A 23,958-nucleotide genomic window follows, 5' to 3' on the forward strand; every position below is an offset into this window, starting at 1 on the left:
CAGGGGTCAAGCCCTTTTGCTCCGTGTAGACGCCAATATAAATCTCTGAAATTGCAGTGATTTCCCAGTGGAAGTGCACTCAGCCCATTGGTGAGTTTCGCTCGCGTAAGCAGCGCGTAAGCATACTGTGTAGTATCACAGCGAGAGAGGTAAAATGGCAGCGTAGGGTGTGCTCCGGCAGGCCTCCGCATCGAATCCGTTGACCGATGCCCGTTCGACCGGCTAGGCACCGCCCCGAAGCACCCGTAGCTCAGCTGGATAGAGTGTCGCCCTCCGAAGGCGAAGGTCACAGGTTCGAATCCTGTCGGGTGCGCCATCCGCCACCAATGTCATTTCCTCGGCGGCATCATTCGGTCCGTCTAGGGCGGTGTCGGTTTCAGCGGCGGCGAGGCGCGACCCCGTTGGTCAAGCAGCTAAGCCGCTGATTTCGAGTCATTTTGTCTTTCGCCTAACCGCTTGAATCTAATGGCTGAATCCTGTAGTTTTTGCAGGTTATGAACGTGCCGCTCATGCATCAGCGTTCGGATCGGGGTTCGACGAGGCACACCCAAAGCGAGTTGTCGGTGTCTTACAGGCCGCCCGAAGACGTTAAACGCGCGAATCTCGCGGATATCCTCGCGGGGCGCGGCGGCGCGCCATTTGAAACGAAGCAACTCGACCTCATGTTCGGAAGCAGCGAGCCTGACCGGTCGAAGGATATCTTTTACTCAGGTAATCTGGATTTCCTGACGGCGCCGGCTGTCGCGATTGTCGGAACCCGCAAGGTGTCGCCCGAAGGTGCAGCGCGTGCGCGAAAGCTGGCAAAAGGGCTGGCTTCGGCAGGCGTCGCGGTTGTCTCGGGCCTTGCGGAAGGTGTCGATACCGAGGCGCTGACTGCCGCCATCAGGGCCGGTGGCCGCGTTGCGGCCGTCATCGGTACGCCGATCAACAAGGCCTATCCGGCGAAGAATGCCGCACTCCAGGAACAAATATACCAGGACCACCTGCTCATCTCGCAGTTTCCGGCCGGCGTGCGCACATTCAAATCCAACTTTCCCGAACGTAATCGGCTGATGGCTGCAGTGTCGGACGCGACGGTGGTAATCGAAGCCTCTGACACCTCTGGCACGCTTCATCAAAGTGCCGAATGCCAGCGCCTCGGTCGCTGGTTGTTCATCGCCAAGTCGGTCGTGGAGGATACGCGCCTCTCATGGCCGGAACGGTTTCTTCCTTATGAAAAGTGCGTCATCCTCGAGCACATCGAAGATGTACTCGATCGGCTCAATACGTCGTCCGGCCAAGCGCCGCGCATTTGACGAAATCGGCTCCGGCCGCGAGCAACAGTTTTCGGCAGGCGAGCAGGGAATAGCCCGTCGTCAAGACGTCATCGATCATCAGGACACGTTGGTCCTTGATTGCCTGCGGGTCAGCCACTGCAATAGAACCCAAGTGTACATCGATACTGCGGTTGCCGCCCGCAGCCAGCTTCTGGATTTTCGTATGTCGCACCAGCAGGTTACTCACATCCTTGCAATCGCCAGCCGCTTCCAATTTGGCAGCGAGCACCCGGATTCCTGATGACGAATTTCCCGGGTCATGCGACGGCACGGCCGCCACAAAAGGATAGTGCTTCATACGCGGCGCGATATACTCGCAGAAATAGTCGATTCCTCGGGCGTTGCCATCTTTGAGATCGAGTATGCGACTACTGTGAAGCGGATAATTTGATCCGTCGCCGCCTTGCTCCTTGTGATACCACCAAGGCCGATAATCTCCGAACAGGGCGATATCTTCGCCTTCCAGATGTTCATGACGGATTTCCATCTGGCAAAACTAGCCGATTTGCCGCCCTTGGCAAAGCAATGACGGCGCCACACGACAGCGTTGCGTAAGCAAAAGCATCCATATTCGGATCTAGTTCGCGTTGCGAAATGCACTGCCAAGTCCAAGAATGGGCGAACGCCCACAATTATCTCGGGCGAGTGACCGGGGTCCGCCACGTATGTCCAGGCGTATGCTAAAGGTGGCGGTGCGAGCTCTCGACGCACGTTTCCTTGGCTCGGTCACCTTTTTTTGAGTAACCGACCGACGATAATAATCAGATTATTAAATAGCGGCCGATTTCATGCAGGCATAACTTTCTCATTGCGACTCATCCGGTCGCTTGTTTGGAAAGGAAACTTGCCATGAAGGAACTGCATACCAATGATGAACTGATCGAACTCGGTGCGATCAGCGCCGAAACCCGCGGAATCGAGCCGGTTGGCCCGCGCGACGAAGCCACGGGTGATCATTTCCTGTTCTCGGGCGGCATCACGCCCGACGACTAACTGCGAGCGGCGTGCCGCCGGTTGGCGGCACGCCGACCGTCAGGTCCCCATCTATGACCCTTATGCTACGCCCCGGGCTCTATTTCCGCCAATTCGAAAACATCATACTGTTCTTCGACCTGCCGCGCGATCGCTATTTCATGTTGAGCGGCAGCCAGGCGCAGAGTTTCGAGCGCTTTGCGGCGGGAAAGGCCTCGGCACGGGATTTCGAGCAGCTACAAAGCGAAGGGTTGATATCGTCGGCGAGCCGCCCGGCTAGCCCTCTAGGACAGCAAATTCGTCCAGCCACTCGGAGCCTCGTCGACGGCCCGCTGCCGCAAGGCACCGTTGGTGCAACGGTCGCCAGTCTGACAGCGCAGATCCGGGCGAGGCTTGACCTGCGTCGACATGACCTCGCTCACCTCATTGGCAGACTACACTCAGACTTTCCGGGCGCAGCTTCGGCCGATCCTGAAATTTGCGCGGGCCATACCGCAGCCCTTTTGCGCGCTGCTCGCTATCTGCCCGCCGCCGATCAATGCCTCGCCCGCGGCATCGCGATGAAGCGGCTTCTCTTCGCGCATGGTTGCGCATCGATCCTAGTCTTCGGCGTTACCATGCCTTTCGCGGCGCATTGCTGGGTGCAAGTCGGCGATACTGTGCTGACTGACCCCCTCGATATCGTCCTCCATTATCAGCCGATCTTCGCGATCTGATGGCCGGAGGGTTCCACATCCATGTCCCGCGGCGGCCTGGATCGGCCTTTGATTGTGGCAGGCCAACGAGGCCGCGACTGCTTGCGCGCGCCGATCTTCAGATTTGGGCGAGCGAGCCATACGTGGCGATCGATGAGCATACCGTCCTCATCGGCCATCTCTTCAGGCGGGGAACTCCGAGTCGGCGCGTCACAAGCCTGGAGGAGATCGGGAGCGAAACGCTGCTGGCGGATCGCGGCCGCAGGTTGCTTGCCGACTATTGGGGCGGCTATGTACTGGTTCACGAAAGCGCCGATGGCCGGATCCTGGTCTTGCGCGATCCTTCCGGAATCATGCCTTGCTACGTTTGGTGCGGCGACGCGGCTGTAACGATAGCTGGTGACATCACCGAGCTCGCCAAGCCCGGGCCGGGCCGGGTGGATTTTCGGGAGGTGGCAAGACTTCTGGCGAGCGGGGACGCTCGAGGTCGCCGCACATGCATCGAAGGCGTCGATGAACTGATCGCGGGTGAATGTCTCGTGGTCGGCCAAAGCGACATCAGGACGGAAAGCTGGTGGACACCTTGGCACCATGTCGCGCCGGCACAAAAAATGGCCCTCCCCGAGGCTGCTGCCAGTCTCCGTGATACAATCACCGACTGCGTCGGCGCTTGGGCCGAATGCTTTCCCTCAATTCTGCTTGGTGTCTCAGGGGGTCTCGACTCGTCAATCGTGGCTGCGGCTGCGGCAGCACGAGCAAGCCGACTCAGCTGCCTAACGCTCTTCGGGCCAGACTCCGATGGTGACGAGCGTAGATATGCCCGCTCGTTGACCGAAGCGCTTGGCCTCGACTTGCACGAGATGCCCCGGCAGCTCGACGATGTCGATGCGACGCGCGCGCCGTCGCCCCATCATCCTTGGCCGGTCGCGTCGATCGGAAAACTGACAAACGAAGCGATCCACGGCCGCCTGTCGCAGGGAGTTGCGATCGATGCTCATTTTTCCGGAAATGGAGGCGACGGGATATTCTGCAGCATCCATAGCGCGGTCCCGTTTCTCGACCGCTACCTGGCCGAGGGACCTCGTCTTGGCCTTGGTGATACCCTTCGCGACATATGCTTGGTGACGGGTGCCGACCGGATGACGGTCCTCCGCTATGCTTGGAATCGTTACCGGCGGAACGGCGGTATCCATCTTGCGCGCTATTATGGCGCGGGAATAGCTAACGATATTCTGACGGAAATCGAGGCGGAGGGCCCCGCCCATCCATGGCTCGTGGCCCCCGAGGATGCGCTGCCGGGTAAAACCGTTCACGTCGCTTATTTGATGCGCAGCCAGAAGGGTATCGAACTCTACGTTGACGGAGCGAAACGGGGCTCCTTAGTCTCGGGCTGAAAAATTATCGGCGGCGAAGATGGATTGCGTCTGCCTTCCGTTCGACCCTTAGGTCGAAAAGGCTGGCGATCCTTGCGGCGAAGCTATCGGTTTCGCTGAGATGAAAACGGCCGGAGACCTTCAGCGTCGCAAGCGCCGCATCGTCGATCACGATCGGGATGACGGCATAGCGATTGAGGCCGGCGATGAACGATCCTGCGACCAAGGCCGAGAGGAGCCAAAATTCAATCGCTATCGCGCGACCTTTCCATTTCGATTCGCGGGTCATGGCAGGAGCATGACACTGCCGGATATTGTAGGACATGCGAAAAAGGGCCCGTCTTTCGACGAGGCCCTTCCGGCTTTCGATATCACAGGAGCCACATCGAAAGTCGCCCCCTTCCCCGAATCTTCTAGGTCGCATCGAAGATTGAAAAGAGGAGCTCTAGCTACCTCGCCCGGCAGGAGAGTCAAGGCCCCGTTAACGCTACGGTTTCCTGATTTAACACAGGTTATGTTCGCAGTTGTTTCGTGCCGGGGCGGCGCGATTTCTTGGCACGGATTGGGCGGCGACCGGCGAACTCTGCGGGTCGTGTTTTTAGCGGCGCTACAGAAGCGTCGGGGCCTCGGCGGCGGGCGGTTTGCGGCTGAACCAGGGGATGTCAGTGCGTGCGACCGCGAGCCGCTCGGCGGGATATTTGGCGACCAGCTTCATGGCCTCTTCGGAGGGCGCGTGCAGCCACGCGTCATGATCCGCTGCATGGAGGATGACCGGCATGCGGTCGTGGATGTCGAAAAGCTCCTCGGTCGCATCGACCATCACCATCGTATAGCAGTCGCCCCACTCGTCGGTCGGTCGCCAGAGGCCTGCACATGCGGCGAGCGGCTGGTCGGTGACGCTGAGCCAAGTGCGCGTCATGCGGCCCTTCTCGCCTTCGGCCTCGGCGAAGGCTGTGATCGGGATCAGGCAGCGCTGGGCGGGATTGGTGAACCAGGTCCGCCAGAAGGTCATCAGCTTGTCGTCGCGCGCATTGTTCACCGGCTTCGGCTTGCTCGTCGGCTTCAAGCGGGTCCGATTTGTCAGCGTCGATGCCTATGTCGCGGCGGGCGGCAGTATCGTGCGCGACCTGTTCGAGGCCGATGACGGCGGCTGGCTCACCGATCCGCCGCTGCTCGACCGGCTCGTCGACGAAAAGCTCACGGCGATCGGCCAGCGCATTGGTGAAGAAGGCTGGAGATGGGTGCAGACCACGATCGATTTGCCCCACGGTGCGGCGCGGGGCTTGCGCTGGCTTGAAAGCACCGAGGTCGCGATGACTGAGGACGAAGAAGCCAGGGTCGCCGCGCTCGAAGCCGAGGCCGATGCGCTATCGGATAAATGGTCCGAGGAGCCCGAAGTGCCCGAAGAGGTTCACGCGAGGCTCGAGGCAATCGAGGCTGAGATCGGCGCGCTGGTTGATCGCCCGAAAATCTTCAAGGAGGCCGAAGTCGGCTTAGCGGGGGTATTCGTGTCGATCGATTATGACGGAACGATCCGCGTCGATCGGGGTTTCGTGCGGCCCGAGGACGAGCCGGTCGACGAGGAGGCCGACGGCGACCAAAATCCCGCAGGCGAGGGGCCGGTCGATGACGGCGAGGGCGATGCGGGCGTTCCGCATGTTGAAACCCGCGGCGGCGACGTCGAGCCGGTCGAAGACGAAGGGCTCAAGCCTTTGCCCGATCGTCTCGTCGCCGACCTCACCGCCTGGCGGACGCTCGCGTTGCAGGATGCCTTCGCGCAAAATCCGCAGCTGGCGTTCGGCGCCGTCCTCCACGCGTTCGTGCTGTCGCTCTTCTATCGCCACAGCCACGCATCCTGTCTCGGACTGCGGGTCGCGGAGGTCTATTTCTCCAATCCGCCCGAAGGCCTTCGCGACAGTGGGCCGGCGCGGTCGATCGATGCGCGGCATGCGGCATGGCGCGAGCGGTTGCCGCAGGCCGAAGCCGAGCTGTGGGACGCGCTCATCGCGCTCGACGCGAACGAGCAGGCGAGCCTGTTCGCCCATTGCGCGTCGCTGTCGGTCAATGCGCAGATCGACCCGGGTCAGTCCGCGCGCAGCGACATCGCGGGCCGCGTGGCCCACAGCCATGTCCTCGCGCGCGTCGTGGCGCTCGACCCGATCGCGGCGGGATGGCGTGCGACCGGTGACGGCTATTTCCGCCATGTCACGAAGGCGCGCATTTTGGCCGATGTCACCGAAGCGCGCGGGGCGGAATTTGCGGGTATGATCGATCATCTCAAGAAGCCCGACATGGTCCGCGAAGCGGAGACGCTGCTCGAGCAATCGGACTGGCTGCCCGAGCCGCTGCGCACCCCGGTCGAACAGGAGTCTGGCGAAGAGACGCCTGTTGAAGACGTGTCGGCCGCCGAGGTATTGGTCCGGGAAACCCACGCCGTCGAAAACGAAGTCGCCGCGTCCGAGGCTGACACTGACGGCACCGAGGCGGACGGGACCGTCGATCGGGACGGTGGCGACGGCGACGACGACTGGGACACATTGCCCGTCGCGGCCGAATGACGACGAACGGGGCGGCTTCGGTCGCCCCGTTTTACTCGCGCGGGGGCGGACGGCATCATGCCGGTCGCTACTGCATCTTCTTGAAATCGGCGCGTCGATTGTGGCATCCCCCGGTCTTCTGCCGGCAGGGGCTGTCGGCGCCGTATGCGCGGGCGGGCCGATCCTGGACGATCGGCCTTGCGCCGCGTCCGTCGCCGAGGAGCCCCCATGGACAGCATTTCCGACATCGTGCGCCGGCTGGCCGAAAACGCCGAGGCCGTCTGCCGCCGCTATCTCTCGAACGGTCGCCGCGAAGGCCGCTACTGGCTCGTCGGCGACGTCCACAATGCGCCGGGCCGCAGCCTCTATGTCCTGCTGTCGGCGGCAGGCGACACGCGGGCGCAGGTCGGCAAATGGACCGATGCGGCGAGCGGCGAGCATGGCGACCTGCTCGACATCATCGCTGCAAGGTGCGGCCATGGCGCAATGCGCGAAACGCTTGCCGAAGCCCGCCGGTTTTTGAGCCTGCCATTGCCGACGTCGTTCGGCTCTCGATCGCCGCGTGCTCGCAAGACGCCGGCGGGGACGCCTGTCGCGGCGCGGCGCCTCTGGGCGGCGGCGAAGCCTGTCGGTGACACGTTGGTCGCCGCCTATCTCGCGGCGCGCGGTACCCGCGGCGTGCCGCAGGTCGCCTTCCGCCCCGACTGGAATCGCGACAAGAAGGCTGCCCCGTTCAAGCGCAACGAGCGGCTGATCGACGCGATGCCCACCGGGCTGATCGTTTTCTCGGGCACCGGCATCCAGGACAATCTCGTCGACAAGGCGCGGGCGTTCGGCATCCCGGTCTGGGATTTTCGGATCAAGGAGGCCGGCTGAGGTGTCGATTTGGATCTGACGGCGCTTGCCAACGGCCAAGCGAAATTACACAGGTGAGAACAGTCATGCGAACCGATCTCGATCATCTCCCGGCGAACAAGCAGCGCGAGCTCGAGCGCGTGAAGGCGATCATCTTCGAAGAATTCGAGGATGCGATCGCGCTCGGCACGATGGGCTGGAAGAAGAAGGGCCGGATCGACAAGATCATCTTGTACGGCAGCTATGCGCGCGGCGGCTGGGTCGATGAGCCGCACACCGCCAAGGGCTATCGCTCGGATTTCGATCTCCTGATCGGGCTATCATAGACATTCTGGGTCACCTGCGCCGTGACCTGTCCGGGAAGGTCGGACCTGATCCCGGTGATTAGCGCGGCCGGAATGAGGCTTCCGGCCTGGAGGATGTAAGGCGAAGCAGGCGCATGAAGGCGCTCGGCGCTCTCGAACGGCTCCGCGACTGGAGCAGCACCGCAAGGCCGGTGAGCGTGCGCTCGGCGACCGGCGCGGTCGCGAGCGAGGTCAGCGCCGACCAGAGATGCTCCTTCGCGGCCGGGTCGACCGCAACGCCTTCGCCCGCGAGCAGCGCCGCGAGCCACTCTGCAGCCCATGCCCGCTCGGCGGCCTCGTCGATCCGCGCGAGCGGCTGGAGTGCGACCGATCCCGCGCTGCCGGCCTCATGGAGCGCGCCGCCGAGATCCTGCCAATCGCCGCCCATCGCCATCGCGGCGGCGCGGATCGAACCGCCATAGTCGAAGGCAAAGATCTGGCTGCCCGCATACCGACGAAACTGGAGCGCCATCAACGCGAGCAGCACCGACTTGCCGGCGCCGGTCGGCCCGACGACGAGCATATGGCCGACGTCGCCGACATGGAGAGTTAGGCGGAACGGGGTCGAGCCTTCGGTCTTGCCGTAAAGCAAGGGGACTTCGCCGAAATGCTCGTCCCGTTCCGCCCCCGCCCACACCGCTGACAGAGGAATGAGGTGGGCAAGATTGAGGGTGGACACCGGGGGTTGGCGCACATTCGCATAGACATGGCCGGGCAGGCTCCCGAACCAGGCTTCGAGCGCGTTCACGCCTTCGACCGTGCAAGTGAAGTCACGGCTCTGGACGATCTTTTCGACGAGGCGGAGCTTCTCGGCAGCAACCGCTGGATCGCGATCCCAGACGGTGATCGTCGCGGTCACATAGGCAATACCGGCCTCGTCGGCGCCAAGTTCCTGCAGCGCCAGGTCGGCGTCGGCCGCCTTGTTCGAGGCATCGGTATCCAGCAGGACCGACGCCTCGTTGGTCATCACCTCCTTGAGGATCGCGGCGACCGACTTGCGCTTCGCGAACCATTGCCGCCGGATCTTGGTGAGCAACTTCGTGGCATCGGTCTTGTCGAGCATGATGGCGCGCGACGACCAACGATAGCCGAAGGCCTGCCGATTGAGTTCGTCGAGTACGGTGACCACGGCCTCCTGGATCAGTTGCTCCATGCGGCGGAGCGCGCCGAGCGCGCTGCCGGCGTGGATCGTGCCAACGCCGCCAGGATGACCGGTGCCCCATGCTTTCAGGAGATCCAGCGCTTCGGCGCCGCGCACCTCGCCGATCGGGATGCGGTCCGGGCGAAGGCGCAGCGAGGAGCGCACGAGATCGGACAGCGACGCGACGCCAGGGCTCATTGTCCGTTCCTTTCCGCGGCAGCGAATTCGGACACGGCGTCGGCCTGGTCGGGACGGAGCGCGTCGATCGCTCCGATATGCGCAGGCCGTTCGTCCTGCAGCAGGATCGATGGGCATTGCCCTTCGTAATTGCCGAGATTGGGGCGGTGCTGGGCATAGCCGGCGAGGGCCGCAAGTTCGACCGGGAAGTTCTTGGCGATCTCGGGCGGGTAGGCCGCACGGCTCATGTCTTGTCCTCATTGATGATGACGTTGCCGCTGACCGCGTAATTGGCATGATGTTCGAGTTTGGGGTCGGTCCTGTAGAAGCCAAAATGCTTCTTCCAACGGATGACGGCAAGCGCGGCATTCAGCGCATTCAGATCGGCGATCTGGATGTTCTTCGCATAGATATTGTCCTTGCCGCCGTCCTTGAAGGAGATGCGGCGGTTGTCGCGCACATGGTCGCGCTGATCCGGTGTGCTGGTGGTGACGCGCACCAGTCCCGTCAGACCATCGTCGATCAACTCAATTCCCATGCCGACATCGACGAAGGGGACGCCCTGCCGTTCGAAATATTCCACGAGCAGCTGCTTGGGCGTGCCGGGATCCATGCAGATGAACGCAAAATCGAACGCACCGATCTTGTCGATCGTGTCCTCTGCGATGGGAAAGTCATGGGGCACGATGCCGCGGTGCATCTTGGAATAGATGCTCGCGAGATAGTCCACCTTCTTGGGCAACTCCCTGAGTTCGTCGGCGGACGGCGCGCCCGGCGCACGGAAGGCATTGTGCTGAAGGAAGGTATCGCCGTCGAAAATAGCAATCTCCCGCACCGGCGTTTTGGCCACGAGGTCCAGAACATAGGAGCCGGTGCCGCCGACTCCGAAGATTCCAATCCGCGCCAGTTCGAGCTTACGCATCACATTGGTGATGCCGACGCGCCCTGAAGCCGTATCGGGATAGTGAAACGGCGATTGCGCATCGTCACTTTCCACGAAGCGGTGCGTGCGCGCCGTGACGTTCGGATCAAGCTCACGCGCGTGGCGTTCGATCATGTCTACATAGGTCGTCATTTTGTGGTGATAGTCGCGGTAGCCCGCGCTCGGCTTCTTCGAGAAGGAATGGTTCACGGTGAGGCCGGGGCCGAGCACCTGATCACCGCTGGCGTGGCGCATATGCTCCAGCGGCTTGCCGCTGCTGTCACAGGGATGTTCGCCAGCCCACATGGCAACGTGTTTCCCGTTCGTAATCGGGGAAACAGTGATGTCGCCGGAAATATTACTCATGTCCGACACCAGCGTGCCGAGGCGAACCTCGCCCTTGCTGTTCACATAGGGCACGCCGGAAATGACGATATGGTTGTGCAGGATGGCCAGCTCATAGCCATCCTGCACGAGACGGGCGAGGTCGGGATTACGACTTGTCAGTGGCGGTGACATCGAAAATCATGTCCTTCTTGATGCGCGTCGAACCGCCCGGCTGGAGCGTGCCTTCCTTCTCGGGACCGGGGCCGTCGCGATAGGCGACGGTGATCTCGATATTCGCGCCGGTGGGCGGGTTCTCGAACGCGAGGGCAACGATCTGGTCGTAGGTCACGATCTTGCCCTCGACTTCCTTCTCGCGGGTGTTGACGATGATCGTCGTCCTGTTGTGCCCGCCCTGACCATGATCGTCGTCATGGCCGTTGCCGTTGCCGTTGCCGTTGCCGTTGCCGGGCTGGTCCTTTTTATTCGTATCCATGTTCAACTCCGATTTGCGATGAGAGGTATATTTAGTACCTCTACTCCGAACAAATCTCACGTTGCCAATCCGCTGTCAAGGACATAAAATACGCCTACACCGAACAAGCTAGTCAGGAGCCGCCGCTTGCCGAACATCCTTGGAGACAAGATCCGGAAACTACGGAAAGAAAAGGGCTACACACTCGACAAGCTCGCCGAACTCAGCGAGTCCAGCAAAAGCTACATATGGGAACTCGAGAACAAGAATCCCCCGAGGCCTTCAGCTGAGAAGCTAGCGAAAATCGCTGAAAAACTCGACACGACAATCGAATTTCTGCTCGATGAAGGCGAGGAAGTCAGCAAGGAAGAAGCTGCCGACGCGCAGTTTTATCGCCAATACCGAAAAATGGATTCCGCCACGAAGGAAAAGATAAGGCAGATGGTCAAATTGTGGGGCGATGATGCATGACAGAAGGCTTCTCGCCGCAGCGTTGGGCGAATACGTTGACGCTGCTACTTAACGGCGTTCACGGCGCAGCGGGCGAGAGATTTCCTGTAACGGTAGCAGAGTTAGCGAAGGAATACTCACGTCATCGCTTCCCGGATGATCCCGTTTCGCTAGTCGTCGGCGACAGTTTGCCGAACTTTGACGGAGCACTCTATAAAGCACCGCCCGGCAAGAAAGGCTGGGGCATAATATACAACAGCGCAATCACATCGCCTGGCCGGATCAACTTCACCATCGCGCACGAATTCGGTCACTATCTTTTGCACCGATTGCGCTTCCCTGACGGTCTTGAATGCGGCCAGCAGGATATGATGCGCTGGGAAAGTGAATATCGCCAAATCGAGGCGCAGGCGAACGAATTTGCGGCAACCCTTCTCATGCCTCTCGACGATTTTCGTCGCCAGATCGACGCCCGCGCCAAACCCGGACTGGACGATCTCAGCGGCTGCGCAGAGCGGTATGGAGTATCCTTAGTAGCGGCAACCCTGCGCTGGCTTCAATATACAACGCGGCGATCGGTAATGGTCGTCGCCCGCGAAGGCTTCATCCTATGGTCGCGATCAAGCTCTCCGGCTCTGCGTACCGGCGCCTATTTCAAGACGGTGGGACGGCCCCCAATCCCGGTTCCCGCATCGTCGCTCGCAGCACAGCCGGAATTTCTTGAACGCAGCCGGGGAGAAATGGCCCATGACGGCGAAGTATGGTTCGCCGAACCATGTGAGGAATTTGCTCTTACCTCCGATCAATATGACTTCACTATTTCTCTATTGCATCTCGAAGCGGTGGTCCGCCCAGCCCGCCTTGATGAGGAGCAAGAAGAAGTGGACAGTTTTGACATTATCAAGCGCAACTTTGGCAATCGTGAGTAGCACCAGAACGGCAGATCCTGAGAACCCTGATCTCCGGCGGCAACCGCCAAGATGAGGCGCAGGCCGGTCACAATTGCTCGGAACCGAATATCCGCTTTCAAGCACAGGCTAAACGATCCCGGAATGGCCGAGATCGGGCGCGAAGCAGACAAAATTACGTTCGATTTTGGGTCCAGTTCTCCTCTCCACGCTCCACGCTCCACGCTCCACGCTCCACGCTGCGGGTATGATCTTCTCCCACCGGTCAAAGTGGAGAATGAAATGCGATATATGAGCGTCGTTCTGCTCGGCTATGTCTCGATGCCTGCGGCAAAAGCGAGCCGCGCAGCACACAATATTTCGAGGCGCATATCGATGAGGCTCGGAAGGTCGTCGCCGATTGCCAGGACGGCTCGACACGCGGCGACGAATGTACGAACGCGAACATCGCGGAGCAGACGGTTGACGGCCGAGAACGCTTCAGGTGCTTCAGAGGCCATAAGTAAGAGACGCCGACATCGCCATTGGGTGTCGTTGGGATTGTGGGTTCGTTGCACTGATAAGAGCTGAATGCGGCCCAACTAGCCTCCGAGGATCAAGCCGGTTGGCTTCGTTCCTCAAGCTCGGCAATACGCTCTGAGCAGATCGCGTGTACCGCGCGGCCAAGATCCTCGACGCGGCCACCGAGCCAAAGAAGCTCTTCCTCGGTGATGCGATAATGCTTAGAGTAGCGCGCCTTCACGTAGGCTTCCTTCAGCTTCTCGAAGCGCGCGCGGTCTGCCCGCGTTTCGCGCGGCCAGGCATCGACCAGCCGCATGTCGATTCGCTCGGCTTGGGTGCGCAGAAAGCCGAGGTTGTGAACATGTGGGGTGTAGAAGGTGCAGACCAGAAGGACGCAATGATATAAGCTTTCGGTAGCCTGGTGCATCAAAAATGCTGCGCGCTTATATCGCCCCTTTGCAATCAGGTGGTTCGCACTTTCTGAAAAATCGTCGGCGGCCGGAATCCATTCCGCAAAATATTCCCGCGCCATCGCCAGCGCCTGCTCGGTCGTCTTCGGCTTCGGCTTGTGCAATTCCTTCTCGTCATATTCGTAAAGCGCGATGCCGTCCTTCGCGACATCCATGAAGAAATAGCGTCCATGCGCGAGCCCGTCGTTCACTTCCTGCAAGGTGTGGACAATGAAATTCACCGGCGTGCGCAGCGTCTTGTCGATCGCAAGTTCGCGGATCAGGCGGTCCTCGAGCTTCAGCCAGAAATCCACCCGTTCGGTCAGGCGCTTGTCGTTGACGATGACCGGTCGCATTCTCCTCATTCCGCAGGGTGCCCGGCTGATCGGCGACTATGACAGCAAGATATCCGTGGGGCAGGAACGCGTCTTGCTGGCCTGGAACCGGCTGATCCTGCCCGGTGGCCGATCGATCCGGCTCGATCGTCAGCCCGGCGCCGATGCGCAGGGCATGGCGGGGCTCGCCGATCGCACCGACCATCATTGGGGGTCGATGCTGCGCGCGGCGCTCGTCTCGACCTTGCTCGGCGTCGGTGCCGAACTTGGCTCGGACGGGGATGATGCGCTCGTGCGGGCGCTTCGCGAGGGGTCCCAGGATACGGTCAACCAATCGGGACGGCGGCTCGTCGAGCGCCAGATGAATATCCCGCCAACCCTCACGATCCGCCCCGGCTTCGCTTTGCGGGTCCTTGTCACACGCGATCTGATCCTTGAACCGGCGGCGGGGGCGGCACCATGAGCAAACTCAGGCTGGGCCCGATCGCCGACGACAAGCCCGTGAAGCTGTTGATCGAATTGCCGGGAGTTCTTCATCGCGAATTGCTCGTCTATGCCGAGGTGCATGCCAAAGCCAATGGCCTCGCGGCGCCTATGGCGCCGGAAAAGATCGCGGTGCCGATGATCGAGCGTTTTATCGCGACCGATCGTGGATTTGCGACGGAACGGCGGCGGCGCTGAGCGTCTGCGGCGTTATCCTCGCGTCGGTCAGGCGTGACCGCCCATATGTGTTCGTCCAAACCGTTGGCGGCTGTGCGCCAAAAAAAGACGCCCGCGCGATCGAAACCGTGCGGGCGTCAGATGAAGATCTCTGTTTTCCTGAAAGGAAGAGCTCTTCTGGGTCGCACGGCGCGGATAGCGTCGCAAGCCGACCGATAATTGTACGGCAGCGCCAAAAGATACCCCGGAGCTCAAACCGATGTCGGCTTTCGCTTGGTATCAGCCAGAAACCCCGCGATCTCCAATCGGCCAAGACCAGCGATTTGCCTGAGTAGCGAACATTCCGGGGAGATGAGGGCCAGGCGCGCTCATCGAGCACAATTGCTCGCCCCAATTACTTAAGAAGCCCCGTGTCCTTGAGCCAATCTTACACGAGCGTCGGCCAACTCTCGACGGGTTGACCCAGCGGGCGCATCGCGAAGACGTGACCCCCGTTGGCAAAGAGATGGACTTCTGCTGGAATGCTTCCCTCGTCTAGCGCTCGCGCATAGACTATGCTGTTGCAAATCGGGCCGACAGGATCGGCGCAAGCCTGAAGAATAAATGTCGGCGGGGTCAACTTGGTGACTTTGATTCCGCGATCAAGCGAGCCCCCCGCTCTGCACAGGTGGCCGGGAACATTGCGATGGCAAAATCGGGCCGGCTGCTCACTTTATCGATTCGGTCGACTGGCTGATAGGCAGGTTCGAATATATTGCTGGTCCGCCCGACCAGATACCCGGGCAGCTTCTAGGCGTCGACGCCTCGTCTGCGGTCGTGGCTGCTGTGTATGATCGCTGACCGGGACGTCGGGGAGAAAATGGGGGAGCTCACTCGGCCCAGTGAACCAGCGCGCTATAGGTGTCGCGGCTGATTACCGCCCGACGTCCTCCAAACGCGCGGCGCCTGCGCACGATAAGCCTGGCTTAGCCGTCGGCAGCTTGCAGGTTGACCGCCAAACGCGGGGTGATCAGTCGGTGAAGTGCTACCTGATACTGTTGCAGCAAACCGTCCGTCATCACCGGCCGTTCCGGCCGATTTGGCGCTCGCGCACCGAGAGAAATCCCCCCTGCCACCTGGCGCTTTCCGAACCCTTTGGAACAACCTGGCAGCCTTCGACCGCAATTTCGCGGGGTTCCCAGGCTGTTACGAAACCGGCGATGCCAGCTATCGTGACAACGCCGGATTTCTTCACATCAGGGGCCGGACTGGCGATATCATCAATGTCGCCGGGCACCGCCTCTCGACGGGGCAGGTGGAAGAAATCGTCGCCCGCCAGAACGGCGTCGCCGAATGCGCGGTGATCGGCGCGCAAGATTCGGTCAAAGGCATGGTCCCGGTCGCGTTTATAGTTGCACGAGGGGGATTTGCCGATGACGCGGCCTTGATTCAACAGGCAATCAAGGCGGTTCGCGACGAGCTAGGCGCAATCGCGGCCTTGAAGACGGACCATGTGGTGGATTAACGGCCGAAGACGTGATCGGGGAGGATCCTGCGCAATCTCATGCGCAAGATTGTCGATCAAGTGCCCCTGAACATTCCAGAGACGATTGAAAACCCCTCGATAGCCGATGATATTGCGTCGGTTCTTGCGAGGAGCCAGATGGGTTGGCCGGCCCTCGGCCGACACTGCGTCCAGGCTCCGGTCGCCGGGACGCCCCAACTGGCATGCAAGGTTCACCGAAGCATGGCGGCTGAAATGCAAGCAGCGCTGGCTAACTACGATAGGGCGCGCCTGCAAGACGCGGGCGAAGGGTGCCGGCCACCCTTGGGTTAGTACTGCTGCTCCGGAACGTGGAGCACAAGCCCGTCAAGCCGATCGTCAAGCGTGATCTGGCAAGCCAGCCGACTTTCTTCCGTGGTCCCTTCGGCAAACTGAAGCAAATCGGCCTCCATGCTGCCATCGGCAAGGCATCCGACCCGGTCGATCCACGTTGGATCGACATGGACGTGACATGTGGCACAAGCGCATTGGCCACCACAATCGCCGTCGATTCCCGGAACATTGTTGAACAGTGCCGCTTCGCGCGCCGTCATACCGGATGCGATTTCAACGGGGAACCTGTAACCATCGTGGGTAACAAAGGTGACCTTGACCATAGAACTGCAACTTTCCCTTGGCCCGCAAATCAATGCGCGTGAAGTTTGACCGGCAGGCGGGTGATGCCGCGAACGAGATTGGAAAGCAGTCGCTCAGGCTCGCCAACGACCTCCACGAAGTGGAAGCGCTTCTGGATTTCTTCCCAGATAATCCGAAGCTGCAATTCGGCAAGGCGGTTGCCCATGCAGCGATGGATGCCATAGCCGAACGAAAGGTGTTGGCGCGGATTCTTCCGGTCGATGATGAATTCTTCGGGGCGGTCGATCACCGTTTCGTCGCGGTTGCCCGAAAGATACCACATGACGACCTTGTCGCCCTTGGCAATGCGCTTTCCGCCGATTTCGCTGTCTTCCAGCGCGGTTCGGCGCATATGGGTAAGCGGGGTCTGCCAGCGGATGATTTCGGGGATCATGTTGCCGATCAGAACTGGGTCGCTGCGCAATTTATCATACTGATCCGGATGCCGGTTCAGGGCCATGACGCCGCCGCTGATCGAATTGCGGGTCGTGTCGTTTCCGCCCACGATCAGGAGCAGCAGGTTACCCAGGAATTCGAGGAACGGCATTTCGCGCGTGGCGGGCGAATTCGCCATCATAGAGATCAGGTCGTTACCCCCTGGCTGGTCGATCCGCTGGTCCCAGAGTCCTTTGAAATACATCGCACACTCGATAAGCTCTTCGCGGCGCTGTTCGTAGGTATCGACTATTCCTGCCCCCGGTATCGCTGTCGTGATATCGGACCAGCGGGTCAAGCGTGCCCGCTCATCCCAGGGAAAGTCGAACAGGGTCGCCAGCGTCATGGTGGTCAATTCGACCGAAACGCTTTTGACCCAGTCGATCTCCTCACCGACCGGCAACGAATCAAGAATTTCTCCGGCACGTTCGCGGATCACGGGCTCGAGCAGCAGCAGGTTCGAAGGCGCCACTGCCGGAGTGACCGCCTTGCGCTGCGCGTCATGCTTGGGCTGGTCCATGGCGATGAACATCTCGAGTTCGAGATTGCTCTGGTCGCTGTGCATGTCTTGGATCGCAATTCCGCCCAGCTTGGCTTCGGATGAAAACACCTTGTGATTGGTATCGACCGCCATGATGTCGTTGTATCGGGTGATCGACCAGTAGGCGCCATAGGTGCTTTCGGCGCAGTAGTGGACCGGATCCTCACGTCGCAGCCGCTCGAAGAAGGTCCCGACCTTGTCGCTCTGGAACAGGCTGGGGCGAGCAACGTCGATTTCCGCAAGAGGGATGTCGGCAACAGCCCGGGCAAGCTCGGCACCGTCCAGTTCCTGCGGAATTGTTTGAGTGGTCATGGTCACCTCCCTCATCTCGGTCTGCTCTTGGGCTGGATTAAGGGCAGACCGCCGATTCGTCAACAAATAGTATAAGAGTTTATCCAGAAACCTCCAGTGTGTGGCAGTTTATGCAGGAGCATTGACAGCATTTCGATTAATTCTTATCAGAGTTTTATGAAATCCAGCCCAAGCCCTGTCCTCGCAGCGGAGCCTGCCGCAAACTTTGGCCAGACCAAGGCCAAGCGCGCCCTGGTGCTAGCCCGCGAGATTGTCGACGATATCGAGAGCAATGCGCAGGGACCGGGTGACCGGCTTCCCCACGAGGACGCCATGCTGGCGCGCTATGATGTGGCACGCGCCACGCTGCGCGAGGCTCTGCGTTTTCTCGAATTGCAGGGTGTGATTCATCTCACTCAGGGTCGGGGCGGTGGGCCGGTTATAACCCGTCCGCAGACAGCCGATTTCGCCAGTTCGATGGCGCTGATTCTGCAATTCATGGATACCGACCTTCGAGCCCTGCTCGAACTGCGCGAAGCGATTGCCCCGACGGTTGCGGCGCGGGCCGCGGAAATGGCCACCGTCGCCGATCTTGCTGCGCTCGAGGCTTGCCTCGCGCGGCTCGAGCGCGAGCGGGACGGTCCGGAATTCGAGGAAACCAATCGTCGGTTTCACGATCTGCTGGGCTGGGCCAGCGGAAACTCGACCTTCGGTCTGTTGGTCTCCGCTTTGCACCTGCTGACCCGCAGCATGTCGGAAGGTCTGGGCTATTCGGCGCAGGAGCGCGAAACCCAGTTGCGGTGCCTCGGTCGCGTGCTGCAAGCCGTGCGGATGCGCGATGCTGTGGGTGCTCGGCGCCAGATGGAACGACTGACCGATGGATCGACCCAATATCTGGCAGAGCGCAGTCCTGCATTGCTCGCGCAAAAGGTCCGCTGGGGGAACGCAAACCGGGAAGCCTGAAGGGGAGAGAGACAATGGCCTTGACCAGCCGCATTTGTGATCTGCTGAAAATCGAATACCCGATCGTCCTGGCCGGAATGGGTGGTGCAAGCGTTCCAGCGCTGGCGGCTGCGGTTTCCAATGCCGGTGGGCTAGGCGTTCTGGGCGCCGCAGCCTGCGCGCCCGAGCGACTGCGCGAATGGATTCGCCAAACCCGCGAACTGACCGATAAGCCGTTTGGGGTCGATACCCTGCTGCCGGCCTCTGTGCGCTTGGGCAAGTCCCCGCAAAGCGGTGCCGCGCCCGCCGATCCGATGGGGCTGGCGGCCGAATATCGCCAGTTTGCTGAGGATTTCATGGCCCGCGAAGGGCTGGTGAGGGCTGACGGCGAGGCGGCAAGGCGTGCGATTGGCGGACGCGATGCCGAGAGCGGCCCGCCGATGTTCTCGAAGGAGTTCTTCGAAGCGCAGATGGAAGTGGTGATCGAGGAGAAGGTGCCGGTCTATGCCGCCGGCCTTGGCAATCCCGGCCCGTGGATGGACCGTCTCCATGCCAACGGTACGATCGTCATGGCCGTGGTCGGCAAGGTCAAGCACGCGCAGCAGGTGGTCGAAAGCGGAATCGACGTGATCGTCGCCCAAGGCCATGACGGTGGCGGACACAATTCACCGATCGGGACAATCTCGCTGATCCCGCAGGTGGTCGATGCTGTGGGCGACCGGGTGCCGGTGCTGGGCGCGGGCGGTATTTCCGACGGACGCGGGGTGGCCGCGGCCTTCATGCTGGGCGCGGAAGGGGCCTGGGTCGGCACCGCGTTCCTTGCCACCGAAGAAGCGGGCATCGAGGACTTCCAAAAAGAAGCGATCGTCGAGGGCGGAGATGCCGATACCGTGGTCAGCCGCTCGATTACCGGCAAGCCGGCGCGGATGATCCGCAACAAATGGGCCGACGCCTGGGTTGACGCGGGCAAGGAACCGTTGCCAATGCCTTATCAGTCGATGATTTCGGGCCCGGTCATGGCTGCCGGAATCGAGGCCAGGCGCAAGGATATCCTGCCCGGCTTCGCCGGACAGGGGATCGGTCTGATCCACGCGGTGCGCCCCGCCGCCGCAGTAATGGCCGATCTGGTTTCCGAAGCCGAACGTGCACTCGCGCTTGCCAGCCGTTTCCGCTGATCCAGGCGCGACGCGCATGACCGGATTTTCCGACAAAGCCGCAATTACTGGAATTGGCGAGACAGATTTCGTCAAGGGCACCGAACGCAGCGCGGTCGACATGATGCTGGAAGCCTCGCGCCGCGCGATCGCCGACGCGGGATTGAAGCCGGGCGATATCGACGGCATGATCCCGCCGCCCATTTATACGACGTCCGAGGAGTTGGCCGCCAACCTTGGGATCGATGTGCTGCGTTATGCCGCGACGGTCCACATGGGCGGTGCAAGTCCGACGACTGCGTTGCAAAACGCGGCCATGGCTATCGCCGCGGGCCTGTGCGACCATGTCCTTGTCACCCTTGGTTGGAACGGGTTCTCCGCGCTGCGCCCCAAGCCCGGCGCGCCGGCGACGCGGTCGATGAACATGACCACGCTCACCAACACGATCCAAGGCTATTATATCCCCTATGGGGTTTTTCTGCCGGTGCAGATGTATGCCTGGCTGGCGACACGTCACTCCCAGCTGTTCGGGGTCGGACCAGAGGCGATGGGCGCGGTGGCGCTGGCCTGTCGCAAGCACGCCCAGCTAAACCCCAAGGCCTTCACCTGCGGTCGTCCACTCGACTGGGACACCTACGCCACATCACGCTGGATTTCCGAGCCATTCCGGCTCTACGACTGTTGCCTTGAAACCGACGGAGCCTGCGCGGTGGTGGTCTCGCGCATCGACAAGGCGCGTGACATGCCCCACGTGCCGGTGACGATTGCCGGGGCTGCGGAAGGGCACCCATATCCGGCCGACGACATTCCCTCGCGTCCCGATCCGTTCAAGATCGGGCTTTCCTACGCCGCTCCGAAAGCCTTCGAGATGGCCGGAGTTACCCGTGAGAACATGGACTTCCTGCAGATCTACGACTGTTTCACCTACGTCGTGCTGCTGCAGCTCGAAGCTCTGGGTTACTGCGAGCCAGGAGGGCAACTCGATTTCGTCCGGGACGGACAAATTGAACTTGGTGGGCGCTATCCGCTAAACACTCACGGCGGGTTGCTCAGTGAGGCGCATGTCTGGGGCCTCAATCATGTGGTCGAGGCGGTCCGACAGCTGCGTCACAACTGCGGCGATCGGCAGGTCGAGAACGCCCAGACCGGCTTGGTCACGGGCTGGGGCGATCTGGGCGACGGCAGCATCGCCATCTTGCGGAGGTTCACATGAGCCACGATGCAGAACTTCCTCCCAAGCAGCGGCATGAGGCTCAAACCCCGCCAGCGAAGCCGCGTCCGCGTCCGCAGGACCCCGTAGAGCAGGAATTCTGGCGGCTGTGCCAGGATGGCCAGCTGCATTTCCAGCGTTGCTCCTCTTGCGGCACCTGGCGCCATCTGCCGCGCTACATGTGCGCCCGCTGCGGTTCTCCCGAGTTCGCCTGGGAGCCCAGCACCGGCAGGGGCACGTTGTTCACGTGGACCGTCACGCACCAGGCCCTGCACCCGGCATTTGCCCACGAAATCCCGTTCATTGCGGCCGTGGTCGAGCTGGAGGAAGGGGTGCGCATGGCGACCCGGCTGATCGAATGCCCTCAGGACCGAGTCAAACTCGACATGCCGGTCGAACTGACCTTCGAGCCGGTGGGGGACGATTTTCGGCTGCCGGTGTTCCGGCCGACCGCGAGTGGAGCGCACGCGCCATGAACCTCGAATATGGCCCCGAATACGAGCGCTTCCGCGACGATGTGCGCGATTTTCTGGCCCGCAATGGCAAGCGTGCGCCGGAATCGGCACAGCGTGCGGCGCGCCCGACGACCGACGCGGTCGCCTGGCAGAATCTGCTGCTGGAACATGGCTACACCGCGCGGACCATTCCGCGCGAATATGGCGGCTACGGCGCTGAGCCAGACATCCTTGAAGCGCGGATCATCGCCGAGGAATTTGCCCGTGCTTGCGTGCCTGGGGGGCTGTCCAACCAGGGCGTCTCGATGCTGGTTCCGACCCTGCTCGAACTCGGCACCGAGGAGCAGAAGCGCCGCTGGATCGAACCCACCCTGCGCGGTGAGATCGTCTGGTGCCAGGGCTATTCGGAACCTGGCGCGGGCTCGGATCTGGCCAGCCTGCGCACTAGCGCGCGCGAGGAAAACGGCCACTTCGTGATCAATGGACAGAAGATCTGGACCAGCACCGCGCGGCAGGCCGACATGATTTTCTGCCTGGTGCGGACCGAGACCGAGGCACCCAAGCACGCGGGCATTTCTTATCTGATCTTCTCGATGGACTTGCCGGGGATCGAGGTTCGCCCGCTCAAGACAATGACCGGGCACGCTGAATTCAACGAGACGTTCTTCACCGACGTGCGGGTGCCGGTCGATCAGATCGTCGGCCAGCGCGGCCAGGGCTGGTTCGTCGCCAATGCGACGCTCGGCCACGAGCGCGGTATGCTTGGCGATCCTGATGCGCTGGAAAACCGCCTGTTGGCGCTGATCAGGCTGATGCAGGAGGAGCAGATCGGGTCCGCTCGCGCTATTGACAATCCCGTGCTTCGCGACCGTCTTGTCGCTCTGCAGGCGGAAGTGGCGGCGATGAAATACAACGGGATGCGCGTGCTTTCGAACCAGCTCAAGGGTGAATCAGGGGGTATGGCCAAGCTGATTGTCAAGCTGCAGAGCTGCGAACTGGCACACCAGATCTCGGCACTGGCGATCGACGCGATGGGCGAAATGGGCATCCTCTATGCCGAAAGCCCGCGTGAGCGCGAGGGCGGCGTCTGGCAATGGAACTATATGTTCCAGCTGGGGCTGATCATCGGCGGCGGCACCGCGCAGATCCAGAAGAACATCATCGCCGAACGCGGCCTCAACATGCCGCGCGAGCCGCGTCTTGCGCTGGACGCCGCCCAGAGCCGGAAGGAAGTCGCCTGATGGATTTCGGTCTTTCCCCGGAACAAGCAATGCTCAGGGACACGGTCGGGCGCTGCCTTGCGGAAACCTGCCCGCTCGATCATGTGCGCTCCTGTTCGGAAACAGGCAGCGCGATCAGCGATCAAGTCATGGCTGCGCTACATGATATCGGGCTGACCGCCCTGTTGGTGCCCGAAGTGCATGGCGGGCTAGGGATGACGCTGCTCGATGCAGCGGTGGTGGCCGAGCAGCTTGGCCGGGCTGTGGCCCCTGCACCGTTCCTGGCGCGCAGCGTGCTCGCCCCGCTGGCGCTGATGCTGGCGGGCTCGGCCACGCAGCAGGCTGAATGGCTGCCCCGGATTGCTTCCGGCGCGGTACGCTTCGGTGTCGCGATCGCGGGCATTGTCGAGGAGCGCGACGGAGCGAGAGTCCGGGCCGAAGGCGGCATACTGACCGGCACCGCGCTGTTCGCGTTAGATTTTGCGGGGGCGGATCATTTCATTGTCGCCGATGATTCGGGGAGGCTTCATCTGCTTGCCACCGCAGCGACCGGAGTCGAACGGATCGCCTTGCAGACCATCGATGCGACCCGCAGCGTCGGCGAGTTACGGCTGACCGGCGCAATGGCCGAACCCCTTGCCGATGATGGCGGCCTGGCTGCGCGGCGGATGCGCGATGCCGGGCGGGTCTTGCTTGCTGCGGACAGTCTCGGGGCGGGCGAAGCGATGATCGAGAAGGCTGTCGCCTATGCCGGTGAGCGCGAGCAGTTCGGGCGGGTCATCGGCAGCTTCCAGGCGGTCAAGCACATGTGCGCGGAAATGGCCGCTCGGCACGAACCGTGCCGGGCGCTGGTGTGGTATGCTGCGCATGCCTTCGACGCCATTCCCGACGAGGCGGCGCTGGTGGCCTGCCACGCAAAATCGCTCACTGGCGACGTTCACCGCTTCGTGGCGCGAACCTCGACGGAGGTGCACGGCGGGATGGGCTTTACCGACCTGCTTGGACTGCACTTCTGGTTCAAGCGGATCGGATTCGACCGTCAAGTTCTTGGCGGGCCGGAGCGAGTAAGGTCCGAGGCAGCACAGCTACAGGGATTCACCGCAACGATATAGTCGGCA

Annotated in this window: 24 protein-coding genes, 1 tRNA gene and 7 pseudogenes; 20 read left to right on the plus strand and 12 right to left on the minus strand. The window is 61.6% G+C overall.

All coding sequences use genetic code 11. The features are described from left to right. Window positions 1-239 precede the first annotated feature (239 nt). Window positions 240-316: transfer RNA gene (locus ATE59_RS00935), tRNA-Arg, on the plus strand. Window positions 317-494: 178 nt separating this feature from the next. After that, window positions 495-1,295: a DNA-processing protein DprA gene (locus ATE59_RS00940; RefSeq protein WP_197409113.1), complete on the plus strand. Its 801-nt coding sequence runs from the start codon at window positions 495-497 to the stop codon at window positions 1,293-1,295. Here the strand turns inward: ATE59_RS00940 and ATE59_RS00945 are convergent. Continuing rightward, entirely contained in the window at window positions 1,261-1,803 is a 543-nt protein-coding gene (locus ATE59_RS00945; RefSeq protein WP_058810885.1) for a ComF family protein, read from the minus strand. The two genes, ATE59_RS00940 and ATE59_RS00945, sit on opposite strands and share 35 nt — an antisense overlap. 362 nt (window positions 1,804-2,165) lie before the next feature. Between ATE59_RS00945 and ATE59_RS17690 the strand changes: the two genes are divergently transcribed. The 3 genes from ATE59_RS17690 (at window position 2,166) to ATE59_RS17400 (ending at window position 4,377) form a co-directional block, all read left to right on the plus strand. Continuing rightward, window positions 2,166-2,309, plus strand: a complete 144-nt coding sequence (locus ATE59_RS17690) for a benenodin family lasso peptide (RefSeq protein ID WP_156416675.1) — start codon at window positions 2,166-2,168, stop codon at window positions 2,307-2,309. Between the two features lie 53 nt (window positions 2,310-2,362). Beyond that, the gene (locus ATE59_RS00950) at window positions 2,363-3,004 is read left to right on the plus strand and encodes a lasso peptide biosynthesis B2 protein (protein ID WP_082657244.1); all 642 of its coding nucleotides are present in this window, start codon (window positions 2,363-2,365) and stop codon (window positions 3,002-3,004) included. A gap of 122 nt (window positions 3,005-3,126) precedes the next feature. Beyond that, window positions 3,127-4,377 carry an asparagine synthase-related protein gene (locus tag ATE59_RS17400; protein WP_197409114.1) on the plus strand — a complete coding sequence of 417 codons (1,251 nt, stop codon included), beginning with the start codon at window positions 3,127-3,129 and terminating at the stop codon, window positions 4,375-4,377. Between the two features lie 4 nt (window positions 4,378-4,381). Here ATE59_RS17400 and ATE59_RS00965 read toward each other — a convergent pair whose 3' ends face one another. Together ATE59_RS00965 and ATE59_RS00970 are read right to left on the minus strand one after the other, a co-directional pair. Next, entirely contained in the window at window positions 4,382-4,645 is a 264-nt protein-coding gene (locus ATE59_RS00965) for a hypothetical protein (RefSeq protein WP_058810889.1), read from the minus strand. A gap of 318 nt (window positions 4,646-4,963) precedes the next feature. Then, window positions 4,964-5,368, minus strand: a complete 405-nt coding sequence (locus tag ATE59_RS00970; RefSeq protein WP_156416676.1) for an SOS response-associated peptidase family protein — start codon at window positions 5,366-5,368, stop codon at window positions 4,964-4,966. On the opposite strand from ATE59_RS00970, the gene ATE59_RS00975 reads away from it, so the two are divergent. From ATE59_RS00975 to ATE59_RS00985, 3 genes and pseudogenes are all read left to right on the plus strand, one after another. Further along, a complete protein-coding gene (locus tag ATE59_RS00975; RefSeq protein ID WP_156416677.1) occupies window positions 5,343-6,914 on the plus strand; it encodes a chromosome partitioning protein ParB in 1,572 nt (523 codons plus the stop codon). The genes ATE59_RS00970 and ATE59_RS00975 overlap by 26 nt on opposite strands. Window positions 6,915-7,379: 465 nt before the next feature. Next, window positions 7,380-7,769 carry a DUF7146 domain-containing protein gene (locus ATE59_RS18355; protein ID WP_443029272.1) on the plus strand — a complete coding sequence of 130 codons (390 nt, stop codon included), beginning with the start codon at window positions 7,380-7,382 and terminating at the stop codon, window positions 7,767-7,769. 65 nt (window positions 7,770-7,834) lie between these two features. Then, window positions 7,835-8,062 (plus strand): annotated as a pseudogene (locus tag ATE59_RS00985) (nucleotidyltransferase); the annotation flags it as partial. On the opposite strand, the pseudogene ATE59_RS18105 reads toward ATE59_RS00985, so the two are convergent. The 6 genes and pseudogenes from ATE59_RS18105 to ATE59_RS01005 all read right to left on the minus strand — a co-directional run. Further along, window positions 8,062-8,196: pseudogene (locus ATE59_RS18105) on the minus strand (TrbI/VirB10 family protein); the annotation flags it as partial. The pseudogenes ATE59_RS00985 and ATE59_RS18105 sit on opposite strands and share 1 nt — an antisense overlap. Then, window positions 8,187-9,212: pseudogene (locus tag ATE59_RS00990) on the minus strand (conjugal transfer protein TrbE); the annotation flags it as partial. The pseudogenes ATE59_RS18105 and ATE59_RS00990, both read right to left, overlap by 10 nt. Further along, a pseudogene (locus ATE59_RS18110) lies at window positions 9,210-9,422 on the minus strand (ATPase, T2SS/T4P/T4SS family); the annotation flags it as partial. The pseudogenes ATE59_RS00990 and ATE59_RS18110, both read right to left, overlap by 3 nt. Window positions 9,423-9,427: 5 nt before the next feature. Next, window positions 9,428-9,646 (minus strand): annotated as a pseudogene (locus tag ATE59_RS00995) (phytanoyl-CoA dioxygenase family protein); the annotation flags it as partial. 8 nt (window positions 9,647-9,654) lie between these two features. Next, window positions 9,655-10,851, minus strand: coding sequence for a ThiF family adenylyltransferase (locus ATE59_RS01000; RefSeq protein ID WP_058810894.1), 1,197 nt, complete (start codon window positions 10,849-10,851; stop codon window positions 9,655-9,657). After that, window positions 10,826-11,152: a multiubiquitin domain-containing protein gene (locus ATE59_RS01005; protein ID WP_082657246.1), complete on the minus strand. Its 327-nt coding sequence runs from the start codon at window positions 11,150-11,152 to the stop codon at window positions 10,826-10,828. Before ATE59_RS01005 ends, ATE59_RS01000 begins: the two co-directional genes overlap by 26 nt. A 126-nt stretch (window positions 11,153-11,278) precedes the next feature. On the opposite strand from ATE59_RS01005, the gene ATE59_RS01010 reads away from it, so the two are divergent. The 3 genes from ATE59_RS01010 to ATE59_RS18115 all read left to right on the plus strand — a co-directional run bounded on the left by ATE59_RS01010 (window position 11,279) and on the right by ATE59_RS18115 (window position 12,995). Then, complete coding sequence (locus ATE59_RS01010; RefSeq protein WP_058810895.1) at window positions 11,279-11,602, plus strand: helix-turn-helix domain-containing protein; 324 nt, start codon at window positions 11,279-11,281, stop codon at window positions 11,600-11,602. Then, complete coding sequence (locus tag ATE59_RS01015) at window positions 11,599-12,510, plus strand: ImmA/IrrE family metallo-endopeptidase (RefSeq protein WP_058810896.1); 912 nt, start codon at window positions 11,599-11,601, stop codon at window positions 12,508-12,510. The genes ATE59_RS01010 and ATE59_RS01015 overlap by 4 nt, the downstream gene beginning before the upstream one ends. A 350-nt stretch (window positions 12,511-12,860) precedes the next feature. Then, window positions 12,861-12,995: a hypothetical protein gene (locus ATE59_RS18115; RefSeq protein ID WP_231737167.1), complete on the plus strand. Its 135-nt coding sequence runs from the start codon at window positions 12,861-12,863 to the stop codon at window positions 12,993-12,995. Between the two features lie 89 nt (window positions 12,996-13,084). Here ATE59_RS18115 and ATE59_RS01020 read toward each other — a convergent pair. Further along, window positions 13,085-13,786: pseudogene (locus ATE59_RS01020) on the minus strand (HEPN domain-containing protein); the annotation flags it as partial. On the opposite strand from ATE59_RS01020, the pseudogene ATE59_RS01025 reads away from it, so the two are divergent. The 3 genes and pseudogenes from ATE59_RS01025 to ATE59_RS17960 all read left to right on the plus strand — a co-directional run. Beyond that, window positions 13,785-14,237: pseudogene (locus ATE59_RS01025) on the plus strand (TrbI/VirB10 family protein); the annotation flags it as partial. The pseudogenes ATE59_RS01020 and ATE59_RS01025 sit on opposite strands and share 2 nt — an antisense overlap. Continuing rightward, on the plus strand, window positions 14,234-14,455 hold the full coding sequence (locus ATE59_RS01030) for a DUF2274 domain-containing protein (protein ID WP_058810897.1): 222 nt from the start codon (window positions 14,234-14,236) through the stop codon (window positions 14,453-14,455). The pseudogene ATE59_RS01025 and the gene ATE59_RS01030, both read left to right, overlap by 4 nt. Window positions 14,456-15,455: 1,000 nt before the next feature. After that, on the plus strand, window positions 15,456-15,938 hold the full coding sequence (locus ATE59_RS17960) for an AMP-binding enzyme (protein WP_156416679.1): 483 nt from the start codon (window positions 15,456-15,458) through the stop codon (window positions 15,936-15,938). A 308-nt stretch (window positions 15,939-16,246) separates the two neighbouring features. Here the strand turns inward: ATE59_RS17960 and ATE59_RS01045 are convergent, their stop codons facing one another. Together ATE59_RS01045 and ATE59_RS01050 are read right to left on the minus strand one after the other, a co-directional pair. Continuing rightward, window positions 16,247-16,573 carry a 2Fe-2S iron-sulfur cluster-binding protein gene (locus tag ATE59_RS01045; protein WP_058810900.1) on the minus strand — a complete coding sequence of 109 codons (327 nt, stop codon included), beginning with the start codon at window positions 16,571-16,573 and terminating at the stop codon, window positions 16,247-16,249. Between the two features lie 29 nt (window positions 16,574-16,602). Continuing rightward, on the minus strand, window positions 16,603-17,880 hold the full coding sequence (locus ATE59_RS01050; protein WP_058810901.1) for a cytochrome P450: 1,278 nt from the start codon (window positions 17,878-17,880) through the stop codon (window positions 16,603-16,605). Between the two features lie 156 nt (window positions 17,881-18,036). On the opposite strand from ATE59_RS01050, the gene ATE59_RS01055 reads away from it, so the two are divergent. Genes ATE59_RS01055 through ATE59_RS01080 form a run of 6 tightly spaced genes read left to right on the plus strand, consistent with a single transcriptional unit; the run spans window position 18,037 to window position 23,952 of the window. After that, window positions 18,037-18,822 (plus strand): FadR/GntR family transcriptional regulator, encoded by a 786-nt coding sequence (locus tag ATE59_RS01055; protein ID WP_058810902.1) that lies wholly within the window; start codon window positions 18,037-18,039, stop codon window positions 18,820-18,822. Between the two features lie 14 nt (window positions 18,823-18,836). Then, the gene (locus tag ATE59_RS01060) at window positions 18,837-19,976 is read left to right on the plus strand and encodes an NAD(P)H-dependent flavin oxidoreductase (RefSeq protein WP_058810903.1); all 1,140 of its coding nucleotides are present in this window, start codon (window positions 18,837-18,839) and stop codon (window positions 19,974-19,976) included. 16 nt (window positions 19,977-19,992) lie between these two features. Then, entirely contained in the window at window positions 19,993-21,168 is a 1,176-nt protein-coding gene (locus ATE59_RS01065) for a thiolase C-terminal domain-containing protein (RefSeq protein WP_058810904.1), read from the plus strand. After that, window positions 21,165-21,641 (plus strand): Zn-ribbon domain-containing OB-fold protein, encoded by a 477-nt coding sequence (locus ATE59_RS01070; protein ID WP_058810905.1) that lies wholly within the window; start codon window positions 21,165-21,167, stop codon window positions 21,639-21,641. The genes ATE59_RS01065 and ATE59_RS01070 overlap by 4 nt, the downstream gene beginning before the upstream one ends. After that, complete coding sequence (locus ATE59_RS01075) at window positions 21,638-22,861, plus strand: acyl-CoA dehydrogenase family protein (protein WP_058810906.1); 1,224 nt, start codon at window positions 21,638-21,640, stop codon at window positions 22,859-22,861. Before ATE59_RS01070 ends, ATE59_RS01075 begins: the two co-directional genes overlap by 4 nt. Then, a complete protein-coding gene (locus tag ATE59_RS01080) occupies window positions 22,861-23,952 on the plus strand; it encodes an acyl-CoA dehydrogenase family protein (protein ID WP_058810907.1) in 1,092 nt (363 codons plus the stop codon). Before ATE59_RS01075 ends, ATE59_RS01080 begins: the two co-directional genes overlap by 1 nt. The last annotated feature ends 6 nt before the right edge of the window (window positions 23,953-23,958 follow it).

The organism is Sphingopyxis sp. A083 (assembly GCF_001468495.1).
Taxonomy (GTDB): Bacteria; Pseudomonadota; Alphaproteobacteria; order Sphingomonadales; family Sphingomonadaceae; genus Sphingopyxis; species Sphingopyxis terrae.

Bases quoted from the DNA above. Each gene is read 5' to 3' on its own strand.
- ATE59_RS01055 (WP_058810902.1), top strand. From the start codon at position 18,037: ATGAAATCCAGCCCAAGCCCTGTCCTCGCAGCGGAGCCTGCCGCAAAC.
- ATE59_RS01060 (WP_058810903.1), top strand. From the start codon at position 18,837: ATGGCCTTGACCAGCCGCATTTGTGATCTGCTGAAAATCGAATACCCG.
- ATE59_RS18355 (WP_443029272.1), top strand. From the start codon at position 7,380: ATGCGCGAAACGCTTGCCGAAGCCCGCCGGTTTTTGAGCCTGCCATTG.
- ATE59_RS01015 (WP_058810896.1), top strand. From the start codon at position 11,599: ATGACAGAAGGCTTCTCGCCGCAGCGTTGGGCGAATACGTTGACGCTG.
- ATE59_RS17690 (WP_156416675.1), top strand. From the start codon at position 2,166: ATGAAGGAACTGCATACCAATGATGAACTGATCGAACTCGGTGCGATC.
- ATE59_RS00940 (WP_197409113.1), top strand. From the start codon at position 495: ATGAACGTGCCGCTCATGCATCAGCGTTCGGATCGGGGTTCGACGAGG.
- ATE59_RS00970 (WP_156416676.1), bottom strand. From the start codon at position 5,368: ATGACCTTCTGGCGGACCTGGTTCACCAATCCCGCCCAGCGCTGCCTG.
- ATE59_RS01075 (WP_058810906.1), top strand. From the start codon at position 21,638: ATGAACCTCGAATATGGCCCCGAATACGAGCGCTTCCGCGACGATGTG.
- ATE59_RS01070 (WP_058810905.1), top strand. From the start codon at position 21,165: ATGAGCCACGATGCAGAACTTCCTCCCAAGCAGCGGCATGAGGCTCAA.
- ATE59_RS01080 (WP_058810907.1), top strand. From the start codon at position 22,861: ATGGATTTCGGTCTTTCCCCGGAACAAGCAATGCTCAGGGACACGGTC.
- ATE59_RS01030 (WP_058810897.1), top strand. From the start codon at position 14,234: ATGAGCAAACTCAGGCTGGGCCCGATCGCCGACGACAAGCCCGTGAAG.
- ATE59_RS01000 (WP_058810894.1), bottom strand. From the start codon at position 10,851: ATGTCACCGCCACTGACAAGTCGTAATCCCGACCTCGCCCGTCTCGTG.
- ATE59_RS01045 (WP_058810900.1), bottom strand. From the start codon at position 16,573: ATGGTCAAGGTCACCTTTGTTACCCACGATGGTTACAGGTTCCCCGTT.
- ATE59_RS00950 (WP_082657244.1), top strand. From the start codon at position 2,363: ATGACCCTTATGCTACGCCCCGGGCTCTATTTCCGCCAATTCGAAAAC.
- ATE59_RS01050 (WP_058810901.1), bottom strand. From the start codon at position 17,880: ATGACCACTCAAACAATTCCGCAGGAACTGGACGGTGCCGAGCTTGCC.
- ATE59_RS01065 (WP_058810904.1), top strand. From the start codon at position 19,993: ATGACCGGATTTTCCGACAAAGCCGCAATTACTGGAATTGGCGAGACA.
- ATE59_RS00965 (WP_058810889.1), bottom strand. From the start codon at position 4,645: ATGACCCGCGAATCGAAATGGAAAGGTCGCGCGATAGCGATTGAATTT.
- ATE59_RS00945 (WP_058810885.1), bottom strand. From the start codon at position 1,803: ATGGAAATCCGTCATGAACATCTGGAAGGCGAAGATATCGCCCTGTTC.
- ATE59_RS01005 (WP_082657246.1), bottom strand. From the start codon at position 11,152: ATGGATACGAATAAAAAGGACCAGCCCGGCAACGGCAACGGCAACGGC.